Below are 22,880 nucleotides of genomic sequence, written 5' to 3' on the forward strand. Positions count from 1 at the left end.
TGCCCCAGGGCGCCCGGACTGCGAAGGGCTGAATGCGACGCCGAAAAGCGGTGTCGCGGTCGCGCGAGGGGGTGCAATGGCGGTCGAATCGCCCGAAGAATGGCCCCGGTCGCGCCAGCGAGCGGAGAGGGCACATGAAGCTGACCGATTGCGAGGTGTTTATCGTGGGCAACCCGCCGCCCAGGAAGGGCGGGCGCTACTTCATCATCGTCAGGCTGAGCACCGACGACGGCATCACCGGGCTGGGCGAGGTCTATGCCGCGACCTTCGGCCCGCAGGTGGTGGCGCAGATGGTGCGCGACGTGTTCGCCCGGCACTTCGAGGGCGCCGACCCGCACCGGATCGAGCATCTGTGGCGGCTGACCTACGGCTCGGGCTACACGCTCAGGCCCGACGCCTCGCTGGTGGCGGTGCTCTCGGGGCTCGAGATCGCCTGCTGGGACATCGTCGGCAAGTCGGCGGGCAAGCCGGTCTATGACCTGATCGGCGGGCGCTGCCGCGAGCGCATCCGCACCTATACCTACATCTACCCGGCCGAGGGCGATGCGCACGCGCCGGCCGCGCGCAACGTCTACAACGACCCCGACACGGCGGCCGAGCGCGCCGCCGACTACCTGGCGATGGGCTTCAACGCCATCAAGTTCGACCCGGCCGGGCCCTACACCGTCTATGACGGCCACCAGCCGCGGATGGACGACCTGGAGCGCGCCGAGCTGTTCTGCCGGCGCCTGCGCGAGGCGGTGGGCAAGCGGGCGGACCTGCTGTTCGGCACGCACGGGCAGTTCACGGTCTCGGGCGCGAGGCGCATGGCGCGCCGGCTCGAGCCCTACGAGCCGCTGTGGTACGAGGAGCCGGTGCCGCCCGAGATGCCCGAGGAGATGGCCCGGGTGGCGCGGGCCACCTCGATCCCCATCGCCACCGGCGAGCGGCTGGTCACCAAGTGGGAGTTCGCCCGCGTGCTGGACTGCGGCGCGGCCTCGATCCTGCAACCGGCGCTGGGGCGCGTGGGCGGCATTCTGGAGGCGAAAAAGATCGCCGCCATGGCCGAGGCGCATTACGCGCAGATGGCGCCGCACCTGTATTGCGGCCCGGTCGAGGGGGCGGCGAACATCCAGCTTGCCGCCTGCATCCCGAACTTCCTGATCCTGGAGTCGATCGAGCGCTGGGACGGGTTCCACGGGGCGCTGGTCAAGGGCATCCGCTGGGAGGACGGGCACGTGATCCCGCCCACCGGGCCGGGACTGGGGATCGAGCTCGACGAGGCGCTGGCCCGGGCGCACCCCTACGAGGGCGACGAGCTGCATCTCGGCATGGCGCCGGGCGAGGTGACGCCGTAGCTTTCTCGCGGCGCGAATGGTGGTCGCGCGCCCTGCGGAGGATTCGGAATGCCGGACTGGAGCAAAGGCGCCGCCTGGATGCGCGGCGAGGTCGTGCCGATCGGCGAGGCGGCGATCCCGGTCACCGACTGGGGGCTGGTGCATTCGGACATCACCTATGACGTGGCGCCGGTGTGGGAGGGCGGCTTCTTCCGCCTGCCCGACTATCTGGACCGCTTCGACGCCTCGATGGCGGCGCTGAGGCTCGACGTCGGCATGACGCGCGATCAGATCCGGCGCGCGCTGCACGCCATGGTCGCGCGCTCGGGGCTGAAGGCGGCCTATGTGGCCATGGTGGCGAGCCGGGGCGTGCCGCTGATCCCCGGCACGCGCGACCCGCGCCGCTGCGCCAACCACTTCTACGCCTGGTGCGTGCCCTATATCCGGGTGATCTCGCCCGAGGCCGAGGCCGAGGGCACCGGCGCCTGGATCGCCAAGGAGGTGCACCGCATCCCCGCCGACAGCATCGACCCGCGGGTGAAGACCTATCACTGGGGCGACTTCACCCGGGGGCTCCTGGAGGCCAAGGACCGCGGCTGCGAGACCGTGATCCTGACCGACCATGCGGGCAACATCGCCGAGGGGCCGGGCTTCAACGTCTTTGCCGTGCGCGAGGGCCGGGTGGTGACGCCCGAGGCGGGATGCCTCGAGGGCATCACCCGGCGCACGGTGCTGGAGATCTGCGCCGAGGTGGAGATCCCCGCCGAGCTGCGCCGCCTGCCGGCCGCCGAGCTGATGGAAGCGGACGAGGTGTTCCTGTCCTCGACCGCCGGGGGTCCGGTGGCGCTGACGCGCATCGACGGGCGGGTGTTCTCGAACGGCGCGCCGGGGCCGGTGGCGCGGCGCGTGCGCGCGCGCTACTGGGAGTGGATGCGCCGCCCCGCGATGCGCGACGAGGTGGACTACGCGGCGGCGTGACGCGCTTGCATCCCGCCTGGTTTTCCCACATTTTGCGCGCAGCCTGACGGGGAGCGGAGTCGCGCGATGGTTGACCTGGCCGAGAAACCCCGAAACGCGCCGCTCTACCCGCGTGTCCTGTTGAAGATCTCCGGCGAGGCGCTGATGGGCGAGCAGCACTTCGGGCTGGACCCGGAGACGGTCACGCGCATCGCGGGCGAGGTCAAGCGCGCCCACGACCTCGGCATCCAGATCTGCATGGTGATCGGCGGCGGCAACATCTTCCGCGGGCTGGTCGGCGCGGCGCAGGGCATGGACCGGGCGCAGGCCGATTATATGGGGATGCTGGCCACGGTGATGAACGCGCTGGCGATGCAGTCGGCGCTGGAACGGCTGGGCATCCACACGCGCGTGCAGTCGGCGATCCCGATGGCCACCGTGTGCGAGCCCTATATCCGCCGCCGCGCCGTGCGCCACCTGGAGAAGGGCCGCGTCGTGATCTTCGCCGCCGGCACCGGCAATCCCTATTTCACCACCGATACCGCCGCAACGCTGCGCGCCATGGAGACGGACTGCAACGCCATCTTCAAGGGCACCCGGGTGGACGGGGTCTATGACAGCGACCCGATGAAAAACCCGGACGCTGTGCGTTACGATGTGGTGAGTTACGACGAGGTGCTGAGGAAACACCTTAAGGTGATGGACGCCTCCGCCATCGCCTTGGCGCGTGACAACAACCTGCCGATTGTGGTTTTCTCGCTCAAGGAGGAGGGCGCGATGACGCGCGTGCTGTTCGGCGAGGGACGTTTCACGGTGGTCGGGCCGGCGGCCTGAGCGCCGGCCAAAGGACGGAGACGATGTCTAGAGAAGTCCACAGCTACGAGCGCGACGTCGATCTCAAGGACATCGAGCGCCGCATGGAAGGCGCGCTGGGCGCTCTCAGGAGCGAATTCGCCACGCTGCGCACGGGCCGGGCCTCGGCCTCGATGCTCGACCCGGTGCATGTCGAGGCCTACGGCACCTCGATGCCCTTGAACCAGGTGGCGACCGTCAATGTCCCGGACCCGCGCATGATCACGCTGAGCGTGTGGGACAAGGGCCTCGTCGGCGCGGTGGACAAGGCGCTGCGCCAGTCCGGGCTGGGCATCAATCCGGTGGGCGAGGGCACGCTGATCCGCCTGCCGATTCCCGAGCTGAACGAGGAGCGCCGCCGCGAATTGACCAAAGTTGCGAGTCAGTATGCAGAAGGCGCCCGCGTCGCGATCCGCAATGTGCGCCGGGACGGCATGGACCGGATCAAGAAGGCGGCAACAAACGGGATGCCCGAAGACGAGCAAAAGCTGTATCATGACGAGATTCAGGAACTGACAGACGGCTACATCAAGAAAGTCGACGAGGCGCTGGCCTCGAAACAGGACGAGATCATGCAGGTCTGATGCAAAATGCCGCTGGCGGCAGCGCCGGAGTCCGGAGGGGGGAGGCCGGACGTCGGGGAGGGTGCACGGACCGGGAGCGAGGGGTAGTCATTGAGCGAGATCCAGATCAGCGTTGAGTGCGTGGTGCCGCGCCACGTGGCGATCATCATGGACGGCAACGGGCGCTGGGCCGAGCGGCAGGGCAAGCCGCGCACGGTCGGGCACCACCGCGGGGTGGACCGGGTGCGCGAGATCATCCGCGCGGCGCGCGACACCGGCATCGCCGTGCTCACGCTCTATGCCTTCTCCACCGAGAACTGGCGGCGGCCGGACTACGAGGTCGCCGTGCTCATGCGGCTGTTCAAGAGCTACATCATCCGCGAGGTGGACGAGCTGGACCACGAGCGGGTGCGCGTGCGCTTCCTGGGCGATCGGGCGCGGCTGCCCCGCGGCCTGCAGCGCGTGATGAAGCAGATGGAGGAGCGCACCGCGCACAATGACGGGATGCTGCTGCAGGTGGCGCTGAACTACGGCGCGCGCGCCGAGATCCTGCGCGCGGTCCGCCGCCTGGTGTCGGATGCGGCGGACGGCCGGATCCTGCCCGGCGAGGTCGACGATGCGGCCATCTCGGGCGCGCTCTACACCGCCGGCGCGCCGGACCCGGACCTGGTGATCCGCACCTCGGGCGAGATGCGCATCTCGAATTTCCTGCTGTGGCAGGCGGCCTACGCCGAGTTCGCCTTCGTCGACGAGTGCTGGCCCGACTTCTCGGCCGAGCGCTTCGCCGAGGTGCTGGCCGCCTATGGCCAGCGCAAGCGCCGCTTCGGCGCCATCAGCGCCAGCGGCTGAGCGGCGCCGTTGAGGACGCGGCTTTCGGCATGACCCCGGGCGCCGGCGACACGCCGCGCCGTTTCGCCGACCTGCGCCTGCGGGTCGCCTCGGCGGCGGTGGCCGCGGCGGTCGGGCTGGCGCTGGTCTGGGCCGGCGGCATCTGGACGGCGCTGCTGGCCGCGGCCGTCACCGGTGCGATGATGTGGGAATATCGCTCGGTCACGCTGCACCGTGGCGGGCCCTGCGGCTTCGACGTCGCCTATCTCTTGGCCGGTGTCGCGGGTGCGGCCCTGATGGCCGAGAGCTACTCCTGGCAGGGAGGGGTCGTTTGGCTCGGCTGGTCGCTGGTCGTCGCGGCGCTTTCGGACCTCATCAACGGCCGGCGCAGGGCGCCGGGCTGGGCCCTGCCGGGCGCAGCCTATATCGGGGCCGCGGGGATCGCTCTGGTCTACCTGCGCGGGCTCGAGCCGGGCGGGTTCGCGACCGTCATCTGGGTGGTGGTCAGCGTGGCCGCCGCGGACATCGGCGGCTATTTCGGCGGCAGGCTGGTGGGCGGGCCGAAGCTGTGGCCGCGCGTGAGCCCGAAGAAGACCTGGGCCGGGTCGGCGGGCGGGGTATTGCTGGCCGCACTCGCCGGTGCGCTTACCGGCGCCGCGGCGGGGGCCGCGCCGGGGCACCTGGCGCTGCTTTCGGCGGGTATTGCGCTGGTCTCGCAGGCGGGCGATCTTGCCGAGTCGGCCCTGAAGCGCCATTTCGGAGTCAAGGACTCCGGCCGGCTTCTGCCCGGGCATGGCGGGGCGCTTGACCGTTTCGACGGCCTGGCGCCCGCGGTGGTTGTGTTAGCGGTGGCGTGCGGCTTGGCCGGCGGAGCGGTGGTGACCGGATAGAGGCATGACGAAAAGCACGGCGCCGCAGCGCATCAGCATCCTCGGGGTGACCGGCTCGATCGGCGCCAACACGGTCTCGGTGATCGAGAGCCTGGGCAGGGACGCCTTCGAGGTGGTCGCGGTCACCGGCAACAGCCATATCCCCGAGCTGGCCGAGGTGGCACGCCGGCTGGGGGCCCAGGTCGCCGTCACCGCCGACGAGGAGCGGCTGGCCGATCTGCGCGCGGCGCTGGCCGGCTCGGGGGTCGAGGCGGCGGCGGGCGCCGAGGCGCTGGTCGAGGCGGCGTCGCGCCCGGCCGACTGGGTGATGTCGGGGATCGTCGGCGCGGCGGGGCTGCGGCCGACGCTGGCGGCGGCGCGCACCGGCGCCACCATCGCGCTCGCCAACAAGGAATGCCTGGTCGCGGCCGGGCCTGTGTTCATCGCCGAGATGCGCCGCTCGGGCGCCACGCTCCTGCCGGTGGACAGCGAGCACAATGCCATCTTCCAGCTCACCGCGGCTGCGCGCGGCTGCCCACTCGAGCGGCTGATTCTCACCGCCTCGGGCGGCCCGTTCCGCGACAGCTCGCTGGCCGAGATGGCCCGCGCCACGGTGGCGCAGGCGGTGGCGCACCCGAACTGGTCGATGGGGGCGCGCATCTCGATCGATTCGGCGACCATGTTCAACAAGGCGCTGGAGATGATCGAGGCGCGGCACCTGTTCGGCGTCTCTCCCGACCAGATCGAGGTGGTGGTGCATCCGCAGTCGATCATCCATTCCATGGTCGGCTTCCGCGACGGCTCGATTCTGGCGCATCTGGGCCCGCCGGACATGCGCGTGGCGATCGGCTATGCCCTGGCCTGGCCCGAGCGGCCGGCGCTGCCGGTCGAGCGGCTGGACTTCGCCCGGCTCGCGCGGCTGGACTTCCAGGCGCCCGACACACGGCGCTTCCCCGCGCTCGAGCTGGCGCGCCGCGCCATGGCACGCGGCGGCGTCGCGGCCTGTGTGATGAACGCGGCGCGCGAGGTGGCGCTCGACGCCTTCATTTCCGGCGAGATCGGATTTCTCGACATGGCCGGGCTGGTCGGGGACGCGATGGAGCGCCTCGACGGGCTGCCCGAGGCGAACGATCTCGACGACATTTTCAGCGCCGACGGCGAGGCGCGCCGGGTCGGTCGGGAACTGGTGCAAAGGTTCGCCGCCTGATAGGCTGAGTGCAAGGAGAGAGAATGGAGCTGCTTGCCAATATCCCCGTGCTCGGGACGATCGTGACCGTGGTGCTGCCGTTCCTGGTGGTGCTGGGAATCGTGGTGTTCGTGCACGAGTTTGGCCACTACCTGATCGGACGCTGGTGCGGCATCAGGGCCGAGGTCTTCTCGATTGGCTTCGGCAAGCCGCTGTTCGGCTGGACCGACCGGCGCAACACCCGCTGGCAGGTGGCGGTGCTGCCGCTGGGCGGCTATGTGCGCTTCGTCGGCGACATGGACCCGGCCAGCGCCGGCAAGGCCGACGACGCGACGCTGAGCGAGGAGGCGCGCCGCGGTGCCTTTCACAACGCCCGGCTGTGGCGGCGCGTCCTGACCGTTCTGGCCGGACCCTTCGCCAATTTCGTGCTTTCCATCGTGATTTTCTGCGCGCTGGCGCTGTGGATGGGCCAGGGGTCGAACAAGCCGGTGATCGGCGCGGTCAACCAGCAGGAGGCGCAACAGATCGGCTTCAAGGCCGGTGACCGCGTGCTCTCGATCGCGGGCCAGGACGTGAAGAGCTTCAGCGACATCATCACTGTCCTGGCGAAGACGGACGGAAAGCCGCAGCAGGCCACCGTCAAGCGCAACGGCAAGACGCAGCAGATCACCGTTACCTACCGCCTCGCCCCGCGCATCGAGCAGGTCGTTCCGGGCATGCCGGCGGCGCGCGCGGGGATGTTGCCGGGCGACATGATCGTGGCCATCGACGGCAAGCCGATCACCTCGTTCCGCGAGCTGCAGCTGACCACGGCGGACAAGCCGGCGGGCAAGCCGCTCGCGCTGACGGTGCTGCGCAATGGCAAGCAGCGCACGATCGACGTCACGCCCGTGCTCAAGGATCGCCCCGATCCGGTGACCGGCAAGGTCCGGCCGCTGCCCACGCTGGGCGTGCAGGGCAACGTGCTGGCCGGAATCGAGCCGGTGCGCGAGTCCACCCCGATCGGCCGTGCCGCGCTGTTCGGCGTGCAGCAGACCTGGCACATCGTCTCGGGCACGATGATCTATATCGGCGACATGATGTTCAAGGGCGCCGACACCAGCCAGCTGGGCGGGCCCATCCGCATCGCCGAGTATTCGGGCAACGCGGCGCAGCAGGGACTGGGCTCGTTCGTCCAGCTGATCGCGGTGCTGTCGACCTCGATCGGGCTGATCAATCTTTTCCCGATCCCGGTGCTCGACGGCGGGCACCTGATGTTTTACGTCATCGAGTTCCTGCGCGGGCGCCCGGTGGGCGGGGCGTGGCTGCGGATCGGCACGACGATCGGCATATCGCTGGTGATCTTGCTGATGGTGTTCGCGACGTATAATGACTTGGTAAGGCTCTAGGCCGCGTCATAATCGAGGGACAGGCCCGGTCACGGGGTCGGCGTTCGGGCGCCGCGACCGGGGAGGAGAGGGGATGCAACCAGCCGTTGCGATTTGGCGCCATCGCGCATGCCGCGCCTTGGTGCTCGGACTCGTCTTTGCCATGCTGGCGCCGGGCCTGGCGGGGCTGCTGGGGGGCACCCCCGGCGGCCTGATGCCCGGCAGCTGGGCCGAGGCGCAGCAGACGCAGCAGACCAAGGGGACCTCGGTAATCATCCGGGGCAACCGGCGAATCGAGACCGGAACGATCCTGTCCTACATGCAGCTTCCGACCAACCGGCCGGTGACTGCCGAGGACCTCAACGCAGCGGTGCGCCGGCTCTACGACACCGGTCTGTTCAGCGACGTGCGCATTGTCCCCTCGAAGAACCAGCTCGTGGTCGAGGTGAAGGAAAACCCGATCATCAACAAGATCGCCTTCGAGGGGAACCACAAGCTCAAGGATGCCGATCTCAACAAGATCATCCAGCTGCGGCCGCGCCTGCCCTACACGGCCGCGGCCGCGGAGGCCGACGCCCAGCGCATCATCGAGACCTATCGCAGTATCGGGCGCTACGGCGCCAAGGTCGAACCGGCCATCATCAAGCGCCCCGAGAACCGCGTCGACCTGGTGTTCCAGATCAAGGAGGGGCCGGTTACCGGGGTCAAGTCGATCGACTTCGTGGGCAACAAGGCCTTCAGCGACCACCGCCTGCGCCAGGTGATCCAGACCAAGGAGAGCAGCTGGCTGTCCTTCCTCACCTCGAACGACACCTACGATCCCAACCGGCTCGAGCTGGACAAGCAACTGTTGCGCCAGTTCTACCTGAACCACGGATACGCCGACTTCTCGCTGCTCTCGGCCACGGCCGAGCTTGCCCCCGACCATTCGGGCTTCTTCATCACCTTCACCGTCGACGAGGGCAAGCAGTACAGCTTCGGCAAGTTCGACGTCTCGGTCTCGGCGCCGGGCCTCAAGCCCGACGAGTTCAAGAAGCTGTTGCCCGATCTCAAGGGCAAGACCTACGACGCCGCCGAGGTCGACAAGATCTCCAACAAGCTGACCGATCTGGCGGGGCAGAAGGGCTTTGCCTTCGTGCAGGTGCGCCCGCGCGTGCACAAGGACACCAAGAAGCACGTGATTTCGATCACCTTCGATCTGGTCGAGGGCAGCCGCGTCTTCGTCGAGCGCATCGATATCGAGGGCAACACCCAGACCCTGGACCGGGTGGTCCGGCGCGAGATGACGCTGGCCGAGGGCGATGCCTTCGACGCGCGCAAGATCCGCGAGTCGCGCAGCAACATCCGGGCGCTGAACTTCTTCAAGTCGGTCAACATCAGCACCGAGCCGGGCAGCGCCCCGGACCGCGCGGTGCTCAAGGTCAAGGTGGAGGAGGAGTCCACCGGCAGCCTGTCGCTGGGCGTCGGCTTCGCCTCAAGCGTCGGACCGATCGGCAACGTCAAGGTGAGCGAGCGTAACTTCCTCGGCCGCGGCCAGAACGTCAGCCTTCAGGCCACCGCGTCGGGCGACACGCAGATCTATCAGTTCAGCTTCACCGAGCCGCGCTTCCTCGACCGCCATCTGGCGGTGGGCTGGGACGCGTATTACCGCCAGGAGAACCGCAGGACCGTGTCGTCGTATAAGGTCGACGCCGCGGGATTCCGGCCGCGCGTGGGCTTTCCGCTTTCGGACGACCTCAACTTGAACCTGCACTACCAGATCCAGCGCCAGAATCTGACCGCGGCCAGCGACGCCTCGACGGCGATCAAGGCCGACGAAGGAAGCTGGTTCTCCTCCTCGGTCGGCTACGAACTGTTCTACGACCGGCGCAATGATCCCGTCGAGCCGACCTCGGGCTACACCATCGACTTCAACCAGGACGTCGCCGGGCTCGGCGGCTCGTCGCGCTACGTCAAGTCAAGCGCCAGTGCGAAGACCTGGTTCGGCTTCTTCAACAAGCAGGTGATTGCCAGCGTCGAGGTCGAGGGCGGCACCATGTTCACGCTCGGCCAGGACAGCCGGGTCACCGAGCGGTTCGGCCTCGGCGGCGATACCTTCCGCGGGTTCCGCCCCGACGGGCTGGGGCCGCGGGACCTCACCACCCGCGATGCGCTGCGCGGCAACTACTACGCGATCTCGCGCTTCCAGGTATCCTTCCCGCTGGGCCTGCCGAAGAACCTCGGCATCTATGGCGGCTTCTACGTGGATGCCGGCAGCCTGTGGGGTCTCGACAAGACCTCGTTCCCGGGCACGAACATCGACGCTTCCCCGCACCTGCGGGTCGCCATGGGGCCGATGCTGTTCATGGACACCCCGTTCGGCCCGCTCCAGATCAGCCTCGGCTTCCCGGTCGTGGAGCAGAAATACGACCAGAGCGAGCTGTTCCGGCTCTCCGTCGGAACCCGCTTCTGAGTGCCGATGGACGCGCCATGACCATCGCAGCGCCGCGGCCGTGGAGGTGGACGCGGCGCCAGGCGCTGGCCCTGGCGTTGGCGCCGCTGCTTCTCGGCCCGGCGCAGGCCGGGCAGCGGCCGGTGATCCTGACGCTCTCGCGCCAGCACCTGCTGAACGACACCAAGTATGCCCGCACGCTGGCGCAGGCCGAGCGCCGCATGACCAACGAGCTGCAGTCGAGCGTCGACCAGACCAAACGCAAGCTGACCGCGAGGGAGAAGGAGCTGGCCGACCTGCGCGCGACGTTGCCGCGCGACCAGTTCGAGGCGCTGACCACTGCGTTCGACCGCCGCGTCCGGCGCGACCGGCGCGAGGCGCAGCGCAAGGCGGCTGCGCTGCAAAACGCGTTCCGGGCCGAGCGGGTGAAGCTGCTGCAGATCCTCGACTCTTTCCTCGAGAAGGTGCGCGCCGACCGCGGTGCCGACATCATCCTCAACCGGGACGACGCGATCGCCGCCGATCCGAAGCTCGACATCACCGACGCGGTGATCGCCCGCTTCGACCGCGAGGTTCCGCTGCCGAAGATTCCCTCGCTCGACGAGATCCTCTCGGGGGGGAACAAGCAATCCGGCGCGCCGCCGAACTGAGCCGCTCCGCGGCCGCATCGATCAGGCTTGACCTTGAAAGCCGGGCCGTATTCAAAAGGGGCGGAACCGGCCGGAGCATTGGGCCAAGCCATTGCGGATGCAGCGATGACCAGCGAAACGACCGAGAGCAGCCCGACCGACGCCGAAGCAACGACCGCCGATCTGGCGCGCATCAAGCGCATGATCCCGCACCGCTATCCCTTCCTGCTGATCGATCGGGTCGAGCACATCCGCAAGGGCGAGAGCGCGACGGGCGTCAAGAACGTCTCGATCAACGAGCCGCATTTCCAGGGCCATTTCCCGGCCGAGCCGGTGATGCCCGGCGTGCTGATCGTCGAGGCGATGGCGCAGACCGCCGGGGTGCTGGTGGTCGAGACGTTGGGCACGCTGGATCAGGACCTGCTGGTCTATTTCATGACCATCGACAACTGCCGCTTCCGCGCCAAGGTGGTGCCCGGCGACGTGCTGCAGCTGCACGTGCGGGTCACACGCAGCCGCGGCAAGGTGTTCCGCTTCGCCGGCGAGGCACGGGTGGCGGGCCGGGTGGTGGCCGAGGCCGAGTTCTCGGCCATGATCATCGAGCAGGACGACCCGAGAAGGGGCGGGAGCGCCGGGTGAGCGTCCATCCGACCGCGATCGTCAGCGACGGTGCGCGGCTGGAGGAGGGCGCATCCGTCGGCCCGTGGTGCGTGGTCGGGCCTGGGGCGAGGCTGGACGCAGGCGTCGAGCTTCTCTCCCATGTGGTCGTCGCGGGCGACACCTGGATCGGCGCCGGCACGCGGGTGTGGCCCTTCGCGGCGCTGGGCCACGAGCCGCAGGACCTGAAACACGGGGGCGAGGCGACGCGGCTCGAGATCGGGCCGCGCGCGATGATCCGCGAACACGTCACGATCCATGCGGGCACCACCGGGGGCGGAGAGCTCACCCGGATCGGCGCCGGCTGCCTGGTAATGTCGGGCTGCCATGTGGCGCATGACTGCCGGCTGGGCGAGGGGGTGATCCTCTCCTCCGATGCCGCGCTCGGCGGCCATGTCGAGGTCGGCGAGCGCGCGGTGATCGGCGGCCTCGCGGCGGTGCACCAGCATGTGCGCATCGGCGCCCATGCCTTCATCGGCGGCCTGAGCGGCGTGGACCGCGACGTGGCTCCCTACTGCGCCGCGGTCGGCAACCGGGCTGTGCTCTCGGGGCTCAACCTCGTCGGCCTGAAGCGCCACGGATTCGGACGGGCCGAGATCGAGGCGCTGCGCGGCGCCTGGCGGATGATCTTCGAGGGCGGCGCGCCGATCGAGGGGGCGGCCGGGGCGGCTGCAAAATGGCCGGAGATCGCGCCGGTGCAGCGCCTCGCCGCCTTCGTGCGCGCCGAGCCGGCGCGCCACCTCTGCCTGCCCCGGGGTGCATGAGGCGCGCATGGCCGGGCAGGTTTGCGCGCGGTCCTCGCCCGGCAGCATCCCGGCCGGCCCGGTCCCCTCGCACATGCCGGCGCTGCCCGCATGAGCCACCCGCTCTCCCTCTATCTCGTCGCCGGGGAGCCTTCGGGCGACCGGCTCGGCGCCGGCCTGATGCGGGCGCTGGCGGCGGAGGAGCCGGGCACGCGTTTCCTGGGCATCGGCGGGCGGGAGATGGCCGCTGCGGGTCTCGTGCGCCGCTTCGACATGGCCGGGCTGAGCGTAATGGGTCTGGCCGAGGTGGTGCCGCGCATTCCGGCGCTGATGGCCCGCATCCGGGCCACGGCGGCGGATGCGGCGGGCGCGGGGCCGGATGCGCTGATCACCATCGACAGCCCCGGCTTCACCCTGCGTGTCGCGCGGCGCCTGCGCGCCCGCGCGCCCCGCATCCGCACCGTCCACTACGTCGCCCCCTCGGTCTGGGCCTGGCGGCCCGGCCGGGCGCGGGCGATGGCGCGCCATGTCGACCACGTGCTCGCGCTCCTGCCCTTCGAGCCGCCCTACATGACCGCGGCCGGCATGAGCTGTGACTTCGTCGGCCATCCGGCGGTGGCGGCGCCGGCGGCCACGGCGGCCGAGGCAGCCGCCTGGCGCGCCCGTGCCGGCGTGGCCGAGGGCGCGCCGCTGCTCCTGGTCGCCCCGGGCAGCCGGGCCATGGAGGTGCGCCGCCTGATGCCGGTCTTTGCCGCGGCGCTGGCGCGCCTGGCCCCGGACCTGCCCGGCCTGCGCGCCGCGATCCCGCTCGCCGAAGGGGTCGAGCACGAGGTCGCGGCGGCTGCGGCGCGGCTGGTGCCCGGGGCCGTCCTCGTGACGCCGGCGGACGAGGCGGGGCGCCGGGCCGCCTTCGCCGCGGCGGACGCGGCGCTGGTCAAGTCGGGCAGCATCGCGCTCGATCTGGCGGTTGCCGGCACGCCGATGGTGGCGGCCTACCGCGCCAGCCCGCTCACCGCGGCGCTGCTGCGCCCGCTGATCCGGGTGGAGACCGCGAGCCTCGTCAACCTCGTCGCCGGCGCGCGGGTGGTGCCCGAATTCCTCCAGGCGGACTGCTCGGCGGAGGCCCTGGCCCCGGCCCTCCTCGCGCTCCTGCGCGACGAGGCCGCGTGCGCGGCCCAGCGCGCCGCCTTAGCCCGCGTGCTCGTGGCACTCGGTCGCGGCGGCCCGCCGCCCTCGGTCAGGGCGGCGCGGTCGCTGCTGCGGGCACTGGGGCGCGAGCGGCCGCCGCCCTGATCGGGGGCCCCCTTTTGCGCGCCCTCCGGGCGGGCTATGGTCGCCGCAAACGCCGGGAAAGGGAGCCGCATGTCGACACAGAGCACCATCTCGAAGAAGTCCGCCATCTCGCATCCGGAGCACGGCCGCAAGCGCATGACCGTCCCCGACTTCATGGCGCGCAAGGGCGGCGAGCCGCTGGTCTGCCTGACCGCCTATACGGCCCATGTGGCGCACATCTGCGATCAGGTCTGCGACCTGCTGCTGGTCGGCGATTCCCTCGGCATGGTGATCCACGGCATGCCCAACACGCTGGGCGTGACGCTCGAGCACATGATCATGCATGGCCAGGCGGTGGTGCGCGGCGCCGACAAGGCGCTGGTGGTCGTCGACATGCCTTTCGGCAGCTTCGAGGAAAGCCCCGAGATCGCCTTCCGCAACGCCGCCCGCGTGGTCAAGGAGACCGGCTGCCACGCCATCAAGCTCGAAGGCGGCGTGGACATGGTGCCGACCATCGAGCACCTGACCCGGCGCGGCATCCCGGTGATGGCGCATATCGGCCTGATGCCCCAGTCCACCAACACGGCGGGTGGCTTCAAGGCGGTGCGCGACCAGGCGCGCTTCGATGCCGTGGTCGCCGACGCTCAGGCGGTGGCGCGCGCCGGCGCCTTCTCGGTGGTGGTCGAGGGCGTCGCCGCGCCGCTCGCCGACCGCATCACGCACGAGGTTGCGATCCCCACCATAGGCATCGGCGCCTCGGCCAAATGCGACGGCCAGATCCTCGTGTTCGAGGACATGATCGGCCTGTTCCCCGCCGTGCCCACCTTCGTCAAGCGCTACGGAAACATGGAGGAGATGATGCGTGCCGCCGTCGCCACCTATGCCGAGGAAGTGCGGGCCCGCTCCTTCCCGGCGCCGGAGCACACCTACAAGGCGCGATGAGCGCGCCGGGCCCGTTGCGGCGTTTGCGCTTTTATTTCCGCCGCATGGGCGCTACATGTCTGCCCGCGACGGCGACAGGAGGCCACCCGTGAGCGACAGCGACTCCTTCATCCACGAAGTGACCGAGGAGGTCCGCCGGGACCAGATGTACCGGCTGTGGAAGAAGTACGCGCCCCTGGTGATCGCGGGCATCGTCCTGCTAATCGCCGGCACCGCCGCCTGGACCTGGTGGCAGCACCACGAGCGCCAGGTGGCGCGGGCGCTGGGCGGCAAGTTCATCAACAGCGACCTCGCTTCGGTGGCGCAGCAGAAGAAGCTCGTTGCCGAGACCGACGGCGCCGCCAAGGTGATTGCACGGCTCCGCCTCGCCGCCGCCAATGCCGAGGCCGGCAAGACCGACGAGGCAGCGCGTCTCTACCGCGAGGTGGGTGCCACGCCGGGGATCGCGCGCGCCTATGGCGACCTGGCCAAGCTCGAGGCGGTGCGCCTGGCGCTGCCCAAGATGGACGCCAAGAAGGCGATCTCCCAGCTCGACCCGCTTGCCGCCGAGGGAGCGCCCTACCGCCTGCTGGCGCTGGAGCTGCGTGCCGTGGCCAAGCTGAATTCCGGCGACATCAAGGGCGCCCACGCCGATCTCACCACCATCATCCAGAGTCCGGACGCGACCCGTGACACGATCGACCGCGCCGCCGCGCTGTTGCTCGCCAGCGGCGGCGAGATGCCGTCCCCGGGTGGAAAGAAGGGGGAAAGCTGACCATGTCACGACCCGACCGCCGGCCCGCACGGGCCGCGCTGCTGCCGTGCGCCGTCCTGATCGCGCTCGTCGCCCTGGCGGGCTGCAGCCACAAGGAAAAGCTGAAGGGCGAGCGTATCCCCGTCAGGCCCGAGATCTCGGTGGCGACCAACAAGGCCCCGATCGAGCAGCCGCTGCCGGCGGCGCACAAGAACGCCGAATGGACGCAGACCAACGGCAACGCCGCGCACAATCTGGGTAATCTGGCGGGGCCGACCTCGCTGACTGTGGCCTGGACCGCGAACGCGGGCACCGGCGGCAGCGACGCGCCGATCACCAGCCGTCCGATCGCCGTCAACGGCACGGTCTACACGCTCGACGCCTCGGCGAAGGTGTCGGCATTCGACGCCAGCACCGGCGCGCGGCGCTGGCAGGTCAGCCTCGCGCCCAAGGGCGAGCATGGCGTGGAAGGCTTCGGCGGCGGGCTCGCCGCGGAGGGCGGGCGGCTCTACGCCACCACCGGGTTCGGCGACGTTCTCGCCCTCGACCCGGCCTCGGGCAAGGTCCTGTGGACCCAGTCCTTCGGTGCCCCGTTCCGCGCGGCTCCGGCGGTCGAGAGCGGCGTCGTCGTGGCGGTCACCCGCGACAACCGCGCCGTGGGGCTGGAGGCCGAGACCGGCAAGGTTCTTTGGCGGATCGAGGCAGCGGCCTCGAACGCAAGTTTGCTTGGCGGGTCGAGCCCGGCCATGGCGGGTGGCATCGCGCTCCTCCCCTTCGCCTCGGGCGAGCTGGTGGCGGTCGCCGCGGACACCGGCCGGCGGTTGTGGAGCGCGCTCCTGACCGGGGGCCGCCGTGGCCTGGCGCGCGCAGCGATCACCGACATCTCCGGCGACCCCGTGGTGGTCGGTCCCTATGTGCTGGCGGCCAATCAGGCGGGCCGCATGGTCGCCATCGACGGGCGCGATGGCAAGCGCGTGTGGACCCGCGACGTCGGCTCCGACTCGCCGATCTGGGCCGCGGGCGACACCGTGTTCGTGGTCTCGGACGACGCCGTGGTCATGCGCCTGTCGGTGCGCGACGGCTCGACCTTGTGGGCCACGCAGCTGCCCGCCTTCAGGAACCCCAAGGACCGCAAGGGCGCCATTGCCTATTCCGGCCCGGTGCTGGTGGCGGGCCGCGTTCTGGTCTCCGACGAGCGCGGCAATCTGATGGCCTTCGACGGCGAGACCGGCAAGGAGGTGGCCCGCACGCATCTGGACGAGGGCTCGATCACCGGCCCGATGGTGGCGAACGGCACGGTCTATGTGCTGACGCGCAACGCGACGCTCTACGCCTTCCGCTAGCGCCGCGGGGCCGCGCGCGCCCCGGAGCCCCATCGATGTCCCTCACCGTCGCGATCATCGGCCGTCCCAACGTCGGCAAGTCGACCCTGTTCAACCGGCTGGTCGGCCGGCGCCTGGCGCTGGTCGACGACCAGCCGGGCGTGACCCGCGACCTGCGCGAGGGCGAGGCGCATCTGGGCGACCTGGCCTTCACCGTGGTGGATACGGCGGGCCTCGAGGACGTGTCCGACGACAGCCTGCCCGGCCGCATGCGCCGGCTCAGCGAGCGGGCGATCGAACGCGCCGACCTCAGCCTGTTCCTGATCGACGCCCGCGCAGGGCTGACGCCCACCGACGAGGTGTTCGCCGAGCTGCTGCGCCGCCGCGGCAAGCCGGTGATCGTGTGCGCCAACAAGGCCGAGGGCCGCGACGGCGAGGCGGGCGCGCTCGAGGCCTATGCGCTGGGGCTCGGCGATGTCGTGCCGATCTCGGCCGAGCATGGCGAGGGCATGGGCGATCTCTACGCCGCGCTGGACGGCCATGTGCAGCGCCTGGCCGGGGCTGTGGCGGACGCGGCGGAGACCGACCTCGAGGCCGATGCGCTGGCCGAGCACCGGCCGCTGCAGATCGCCGTGGTGGGCCGGCCGAACGCGGGCAAGTCCACGCTGGTAAACGCCATCCTCGGCGAGGAGCGCCTGCTCACGGGGCCCGAGCCCGGCATCACGCGCGACGCCATCGCGGTGACCTGCGACTGGGCCGGGCGCCGGTTCCGGGTGTTCGACACCGCCGGCCTGCGCCGCAAGGCCCGGGTGCAGGAGAAGGTGGAGAAGCTCTCGACCTCGGACGCGCTGCGCGCCATCCGCTTCGCCGAGGTAGTGGTGGTGCTGATGGACGAGGCCACGGCCTTAGAGACCCAGGACCTGCGCATCGCCGACCTTGCCGAGCGCGAGGGCCGGGCGGTGGTGATCGGCCTGTCCAAGTGCGACCTGGTCGAGGAAAAGCCAGCCCGGCTGCGCACACTGCGCGAGGCGTTCGAGCGCCTGCTGCCCCAGCTTCGCGGCGCGCCGCTGGTGCCGGTCTCGGCGCTGACCGGGCAGGGGCTGCAGCGACTGGGCAAGGCGGTCGTCGAGATGCACCGGGTGTGGAACAGCCGCATCTCCACCGCCCGCCTGAACCGCTGGCTCCAGGCGGCGGTGGAGGAGCATCCGCCGCCGGCGGTGGCGGGGCGGCGGGTGAAGCTGCGGTACATGACGCAGGTGAAGGCGCGGCCGCCGAGCTTTCTGGCCTGGTGCTCGCGGCCCGAGGCGCTGCCGGAGAGCTATATTCGCTATCTCGTCAATGGGTTGCGGGATGCCTTCGACCTCGACGGCGTGCCGATCCGGCTGGCCTTGCGCAAGGGGGAGAACCCCTATGCCCGGCGCGGCTGAGGCCGGTTTGGCCGCGGATGACTCTTATATGTCTTATATAAGACCTGTATGAATTTCCGCGCTTTGTTTGGGCAAAATTAACCATGGCCGGCGGGGCGCCGGCTCTGTCCAGCGCCTCTTCGGGGGAGTGGGTCAGTTTGAATTTGCCAGTGCGCGCTTTTGCAAGGGCCGCGCGTCCGGGGCTGCGCTGATCGAGCATCGATCAGGCTGATGATCCACTCCAGATCGCGAAGCGTGTCGGACACGCCAGCGGCCATCGCGGGCGAGATGCCGCCGAGGCTCTTGTGCCGGCGGCAGAAGTTGTAGTGGACGAAGTAGAGCGAGAGCATGTGAAGATGGTTTTCCAGCTTCTTGCTGAATGCGTTGGTCAGCCGCGTGAACCGGCGCATTCCCATCCGCATGGTCAGGTTATGGAGCTCGACATGCGACGTGCTGACATGCGCCGGGTCGGGGTTGCCTTCGATCCGCGCCTTGTGAGTGCCGACGCACTCGGCGGGGCTGGAGCGGTTCTCGGCCGATTTCCCACTGACTGAGCCGTACAGCTTCACCAGCATGGCGTAATCCACGTCGCCGCCGAAAGCACCCTCTACGGCGTCCAGATAAGCGCGGTGGCCATCCGTCGTCAGCTGCACTCGGTTGTCGATCCGTGCCCGCAGATCGTCCATGAATTCAATCGCCGTCTCTGCCGAGCGGTCGCCAACTTCCCAAGCCAGGATCATCTTCGTGTCGCTCTCAAGCGCGGTCCAGGTCCACACATCGCCAGCGCCGTCAGGGGCAGCCTTGGCCCGCTCAACGTTCTTTGCCTTGGCGTAGCAGAAGGACCAGATTTCATCGCACTGAACGCGGTTGGCCTTCACGTCGCGCACCGTCTTGTCGTGATAGGCGGCGCAGGCCTCGCCCGCCTCGATCAGCAGCTTGGTCACGGTATTGATCGACACGCCGACCGTCCGGCTGATCGAGCGCATGGACGATCCCTCGACCAGCAGGCTCAGGATCATGACGCGCTTATGCAGGGGCAATTTGTTCATACCCCATATAATTGAACTTTAATGCTTAGCGTCAAGTATATCTTGTCAGTTTGTCATTTCTCTTCCATCTGGGTGTCATTTTGAGTCAGATTGTCGCAGGTGTGTTGCGAGCGCGTTATTGACTTATAAATCAATATCGGATCAAATCAAGGCTGGGATCAGTCGCCTGAAGGGCAGAGAGCTGCACTATCTTGGCCCAGCTCTGCCCGGGGAGCCGTGTATGCGTGATCTGTTTGTCTCGACGGAAGTGCTGCATGCGGTGACCCCTCCTTGGCCCAGGGGGCGTGAACGAAGGCAACACATCGTCTTTCGCGAGACTCTGGATCGGTTCACATCTGGAGATGTCCTAAGCGTGGCGGAAGATCCAATCCAGAAACCTAGCTACGCTGTGATGGCGCGAACCAATCCCATCGAAAAAGAAATCTGGGACTTCCGCTGCATGACGGAAGACGATGGCATTCGATGTTTCGGTGGTTTCGGCGATAAGGACCTGTTCATCGCGCTAACTTGGAACTTTCGAGACAATATCTCAAGATTTAGCCAAGAAGTCCTAGAATGTCGTCGCGAGTGGGACAGGTTGTTTGGGAAAATTCCCCCTTTCAGGGCAAGGGAGATAGAAAAATATGGCACAAACTTCGTGGCTGTATAGACCCGATGAGGACGTCCGGACTCCCGCCGAGGCTGAGATATACTTGCGGGCGCGCACGCAGCACCGTATTCACTCTCTAGTTCTTGGGGAATTTGAAAAATCCGGAATGAGCAAGGCTGACCTAGCGCGGAGAACCGGGCGCAAGCCGGAGGTCATTAGCCGTGTTCTCGGCCAGCCTGGCAACTGGACGCTAAACACAATTTCGGACTTGCTTTTCGCGTTAACCGGCGCCGAGCTATCGAATATTCCCGAATATCCGCTGGAAGCGTCTAGGCGAAATTTGAGAGAGCCTGAATGGGCCCAAAAAACCTCCTCTGCGGCTCTTTTTCACACGAGAGTAGAGAAGGAAAGTCCTGAGATCGAATTCCCACAATAATGGCAAAAACAATCAAATTCGGGAACGTTGTTCTTTGTGAGTATGTGGCTGAAGGGTCGCATAATAAGCATACTTTGGTCAACGCATATTCTGGTGATGTGGTAGTTAAGGAGATGCCGGCGCAGATTAATTTTGGTCTTTATATTGAGATACTTCCGCTCGGCGGTGTTTCCAAAATTGAGGTTGAACTTTTGCTCAACAACGAAATAAAGGCCAAGATAGGAGCAGAATTGAAGGATGCTAGAAAGGATCAGATTGGCCTTGTTGTTCTTCCAAGTTTTCGAATTAAAACAGAAGAAGACGCTATATTGGAGGTTTATATAAATGCTGACGGATATAAGCGGACTATTGCACTAAGAAGGAAAATCTTCCGGGGCGAAATACCCGAACTTTAGGGCTTCCATCTAGATTTGGCGGCCTTCCGCGCAATCTTGGCCCGCTGCTCCTTGGTCAGCTTGGCCGCGCGGGCCTTCCCGCCCTTCCGGCCCATCGCCTGAGCGGCCTTGTCCTTCCCTTCGCCCTGGCCCGTGTCTTCCTGTTCCTCGCCAGTGGCAATGCGGGCCACCTTCACGGCAGCGCCGATCACGTCAGCGGGTCGCTTTTCGCCTTTAGGACCCCGGGGCAATTGTTCCGCCGCATTCACAGACAGGCTTGCCGTCGCGATTGATCCGACAGCAACCAGACGTTTCGACCAAGCGGGTCGTTCCGCCGTCTTGGTCGTCTTCCTCGTATGTCATAGTCGCGCTACGTTGGCAGCGTTCACACCTGCCCGAGAGGACAAATCGATTAGGGGGCATCCAATCCTCCTATGCTTCACGCTAAGCATATCGGAAGCGCAAGCGGCGAGCGACATTCGCGTCAGAGGTCGCCAATTTCAAACTGACCCGCTGTCAAAAAATCCTGTCCGATGATGGCCGGACATGATAGACGGGGTGGTCGGGGATTGTGCGAAATAAACGGCCAGACCCGATTCAGGCCCGCTGACAGATATTGAGACCTTGGACGGTTCTTGTGGCCGGCGCACTGCGTCACTTCGGCCGGAGGAGGACATTTGTCTGGCGGGGGCCAGAATATCAACGGGGGAACATCATGGCAGACCAGGACCTGCAAATCAGGCAGATCGACCCAAGTCTCTACAACGCCGATCTGGCGCCGGTGAAGCACCAGGACCGGCGCTGGGGCTGGTTCGAAATCTTCAACGTCTGGTCGAACGACATCCAGAGCCTGTTCGGCTACACGCTCGCCGCCTCGCTGTTTTTGACCTACGGGCTGAACGGCTGGGCGGTGATGGGCGCGATCATCCTGGCGGGGCTGATCATCATGGTGCTGGTCAACCTGTCGGGGCGCCCCAGCGTGCGCTTCGGCATTCCGTTCGCGGTCATGGCGCGCTCGAGCACCGGCGTGCGCGGCGCCAATCTGCCCGCGATGATGCGCGCCATCGTCGCCATCTTCTGGTACGGGGTGCAGACCTATTTCGCCTCGACCGCGCTCGCGCTGCTGATCAACGCGGTGCTCGGCACCACCGGCGGCAGCACATTCCTGGGGCTGACCGCGGTCGACTGGGTGTCCTTCGTCATCGTCTGGGCGTTCCAGATGTACCTGTTCTCGCGCGGCATGGAATGGATCCGGATGTTCCTCAACTGGGCCGGGCCGTCGGTCTATGTGGTGATGATCCTGCTCACCGTCGTGCTGTGGTCGGAGGCCGGCGGCCAGATGCTCACCGCGGTCGGCACCATCTTCAAGGGCACCGGCCACTACCAGGGCGGCCCGCTCGCGGCGTTCCTCAGCGTCACCGGAACGATGATCGCCTATTTCGCCGCCGTGGTGATCAACTTCGGCGACTTCTCGCGCTTCGTGCGCAGCCAGCGCGAGATGCGCATCGGCAACTTCCTGGGCCTGCCGCTCAACATCGCCTTCTTCTCGCTGATCGCGCTGTTCGTGACCGGCGGCACGCTGGTGGTGTTCGGCCAGAAGCTGACCAACCCCACCGACATCATCGCCCGGGTGGACAATCTGGGGCTGACGGTGATCGCGGCCATCATGTTCTTCGCTGCGACGGTGGGCATCAACGTGGTCGCCAACTTCGTGCCGCCGGCCTATGACCTGTCGAACCTGATGCCGAGCAAGATCGACTTCCGGCTTGGCGGCATCATCACCGCCGTGGTCGCCTTCTTCGTCGGCGCGCTGTGGGTCTCGCTGATCAGCGAGATCGGCATCGCCGGCTTCGTCAACACGCTGGGCGCGATCCTGGCGCCGGTCTACGGCGTGATCGTCTCCGACTACTACCTGGTCAAGAACGAGCAGGTGGACATCCAGCAGCTGTTCTCCTCGGACCCGAACGGCGCCTATTATTACGAGCGGGGCTGGAACAGGAAGGCGCTGATCGCCTTCGGGCTGGGCGGGATCTTCTCGGTCTCCTCCGTGTGGGTGCCTTCGCTGGAGTTCCTCTCGGGCTATGCCTGGGTGATCGGGGCGATCCTGGGCGCGCTGTTCTACTACGTGCTGATGGGCGGGCGCGCGGTCGCGCCGGCAGCGCCCGGGCGGGCGTGAGCGCGGGCGGCCGGCCCCCGAGCGCCGCCCCGGGCGGCCCGGCCTCACAGGGTGATGCGCTCGCCGCTTTCGACCGGGCCGGCACGCAGGCGGGCGATGAGGCGCGCGGCGGCATCCTCGATCGGGCACAGCGCCTCGCGCTCCTCGCCCGGGTAGAAGCGGCCCCTGAGCGCGGTGGGCATC

The 22,880-nt window shown here is 68.0% G+C and carries 22 protein-coding genes; 20 read left to right on the forward strand and 2 right to left on the reverse strand.

Features of this window, described 5'->3' with window-relative positions; genetic code table 11:
• Nucleotides 1-134: 134 nt before the first annotated feature.
• From AC32QD_RS00400 to der, 17 genes are all read left to right on the forward strand, one after another.
• Nucleotides 135-1,337: a mandelate racemase/muconate lactonizing enzyme family protein gene (locus AC32QD_RS00400; protein ID WP_492008494.1), complete on the forward strand. Its 1,203-nt coding sequence runs from the start codon at nucleotides 135-137 to the stop codon at nucleotides 1,335-1,337.
• 48 nt (nucleotides 1,338-1,385) lie between these two features.
• On the forward strand, nucleotides 1,386-2,294 hold the full coding sequence (locus tag AC32QD_RS00405) for an aminotransferase class IV (protein WP_492008495.1): 909 nt from the start codon (nucleotides 1,386-1,388) through the stop codon (nucleotides 2,292-2,294).
• Between the two features lie 66 nt (nucleotides 2,295-2,360).
• Nucleotides 2,361-3,107 (forward strand): UMP kinase, encoded by a 747-nt coding sequence (gene pyrH / locus AC32QD_RS00410; protein WP_492008496.1) that lies wholly within the window; start codon nucleotides 2,361-2,363, stop codon nucleotides 3,105-3,107.
• A 23-nt stretch (nucleotides 3,108-3,130) separates the two neighbouring features.
• On the forward strand, nucleotides 3,131-3,709 hold the full coding sequence (gene frr, locus AC32QD_RS00415) for a ribosome recycling factor (RefSeq protein ID WP_492008497.1): 579 nt from the start codon (nucleotides 3,131-3,133) through the stop codon (nucleotides 3,707-3,709).
• Between the two features lie 90 nt (nucleotides 3,710-3,799).
• Nucleotides 3,800-4,537 (forward strand): undecaprenyl pyrophosphate synthase, encoded by a 738-nt coding sequence (gene uppS, locus AC32QD_RS00420; RefSeq protein ID WP_492008498.1) that lies wholly within the window; start codon nucleotides 3,800-3,802, stop codon nucleotides 4,535-4,537.
• A gap of 29 nt (nucleotides 4,538-4,566) precedes the next feature.
• Entirely contained in the window at nucleotides 4,567-5,406 is an 840-nt protein-coding gene (locus AC32QD_RS00425; RefSeq protein WP_492008499.1) for a phosphatidate cytidylyltransferase, read from the forward strand.
• A 4-nt stretch (nucleotides 5,407-5,410) separates the two neighbouring features.
• Complete coding sequence (dxr, locus tag AC32QD_RS00430; protein WP_492008500.1) at nucleotides 5,411-6,592, forward strand: 1-deoxy-D-xylulose-5-phosphate reductoisomerase; 1,182 nt, start codon at nucleotides 5,411-5,413, stop codon at nucleotides 6,590-6,592.
• Between the two features lie 23 nt (nucleotides 6,593-6,615).
• A complete protein-coding gene (gene rseP, locus AC32QD_RS00435; RefSeq protein ID WP_492008501.1) occupies nucleotides 6,616-7,959 on the forward strand; it encodes an RIP metalloprotease RseP in 1,344 nt (447 codons plus the stop codon).
• Between the two features lie 121 nt (nucleotides 7,960-8,080).
• Nucleotides 8,081-10,390 (forward strand): outer membrane protein assembly factor BamA, encoded by a 2,310-nt coding sequence (gene bamA / locus AC32QD_RS00440; protein ID WP_492008516.1) that lies wholly within the window; start codon nucleotides 8,081-8,083, stop codon nucleotides 10,388-10,390.
• Nucleotides 10,391-10,407: 17 nt separating this feature from the next.
• Nucleotides 10,408-11,019, forward strand: coding sequence for an OmpH/Skp family outer membrane protein (locus tag AC32QD_RS00445; protein ID WP_492008502.1), 612 nt, complete (start codon nucleotides 10,408-10,410; stop codon nucleotides 11,017-11,019).
• A gap of 105 nt (nucleotides 11,020-11,124) precedes the next feature.
• Complete coding sequence (gene fabZ / locus AC32QD_RS00450) at nucleotides 11,125-11,637, forward strand: 3-hydroxyacyl-ACP dehydratase FabZ (protein ID WP_492008503.1); 513 nt, start codon at nucleotides 11,125-11,127, stop codon at nucleotides 11,635-11,637.
• Complete coding sequence (gene lpxA, locus AC32QD_RS00455; protein WP_492008504.1) at nucleotides 11,634-12,419, forward strand: acyl-ACP--UDP-N-acetylglucosamine O-acyltransferase; 786 nt, start codon at nucleotides 11,634-11,636, stop codon at nucleotides 12,417-12,419. Before fabZ ends, lpxA begins: the two co-directional genes overlap by 4 nt.
• A 90-nt stretch (nucleotides 12,420-12,509) precedes the next feature.
• Entirely contained in the window at nucleotides 12,510-13,691 is a 1,182-nt protein-coding gene (gene lpxB / locus AC32QD_RS00460; RefSeq protein WP_492008505.1) for a lipid-A-disaccharide synthase, read from the forward strand.
• Nucleotides 13,692-13,826: 135 nt separating this feature from the next.
• On the forward strand, nucleotides 13,827-14,612 hold the full coding sequence (panB, locus tag AC32QD_RS00465) for a 3-methyl-2-oxobutanoate hydroxymethyltransferase (protein ID WP_492008517.1): 786 nt from the start codon (nucleotides 13,827-13,829) through the stop codon (nucleotides 14,610-14,612).
• 88 nt (nucleotides 14,613-14,700) lie between these two features.
• Nucleotides 14,701-15,366, forward strand: a complete 666-nt coding sequence (locus tag AC32QD_RS00470) for a hypothetical protein (protein ID WP_492008506.1) — start codon at nucleotides 14,701-14,703, stop codon at nucleotides 15,364-15,366.
• Between the two features lie 2 nt (nucleotides 15,367-15,368).
• Nucleotides 15,369-16,688 carry an outer membrane protein assembly factor BamB family protein gene (locus tag AC32QD_RS00475; RefSeq protein WP_492008507.1) on the forward strand — a complete coding sequence of 440 codons (1,320 nt, stop codon included), beginning with the start codon at nucleotides 15,369-15,371 and terminating at the stop codon, nucleotides 16,686-16,688.
• A gap of 35 nt (nucleotides 16,689-16,723) precedes the next feature.
• Nucleotides 16,724-18,094 carry a ribosome biogenesis GTPase Der gene (gene der, locus AC32QD_RS00480; protein WP_492008508.1) on the forward strand — a complete coding sequence of 457 codons (1,371 nt, stop codon included), beginning with the start codon at nucleotides 16,724-16,726 and terminating at the stop codon, nucleotides 18,092-18,094.
• Between the two features lie 77 nt (nucleotides 18,095-18,171).
• Here the strand turns inward: der and AC32QD_RS00485 are convergent, their stop codons facing one another.
• Complete coding sequence (locus AC32QD_RS00485; RefSeq protein ID WP_492008509.1) at nucleotides 18,172-19,122, reverse strand: IS1 family transposase; 951 nt, start codon at nucleotides 19,120-19,122, stop codon at nucleotides 18,172-18,174.
• 220 nt (nucleotides 19,123-19,342) lie between these two features.
• On the opposite strand from AC32QD_RS00485, the gene AC32QD_RS00490 reads away from it, so the two are divergent.
• Nucleotides 19,343-19,771, forward strand: a complete 429-nt coding sequence (locus AC32QD_RS00490; protein ID WP_492008510.1) for a hypothetical protein — start codon at nucleotides 19,343-19,345, stop codon at nucleotides 19,769-19,771.
• Nucleotides 19,772-20,146: 375 nt separating this feature from the next.
• A complete protein-coding gene (locus AC32QD_RS00495; RefSeq protein ID WP_492008511.1) occupies nucleotides 20,147-20,542 on the forward strand; it encodes a hypothetical protein in 396 nt (131 codons plus the stop codon).
• On the opposite strand, the gene AC32QD_RS00500 is transcribed toward AC32QD_RS00495, so the two are convergent.
• Nucleotides 20,539-20,733, reverse strand: a complete 195-nt coding sequence (locus AC32QD_RS00500) for a histone H1 (protein WP_492008512.1) — start codon at nucleotides 20,731-20,733, stop codon at nucleotides 20,539-20,541. The genes AC32QD_RS00495 and AC32QD_RS00500 overlap by 4 nt on opposite strands.
• A gap of 503 nt (nucleotides 20,734-21,236) precedes the next feature.
• On the opposite strand from AC32QD_RS00500, the gene AC32QD_RS00505 reads away from it, so the two are divergent.
• Complete coding sequence (locus AC32QD_RS00505; protein WP_492008513.1) at nucleotides 21,237-22,697, forward strand: NCS1 family nucleobase:cation symporter-1; 1,461 nt, start codon at nucleotides 21,237-21,239, stop codon at nucleotides 22,695-22,697.
• Nucleotides 22,698-22,880 lie beyond the last annotated feature (183 nt).

The sequence above is a fragment of the Thermohalobaculum sp. genome, from assembly GCF_058622915.1.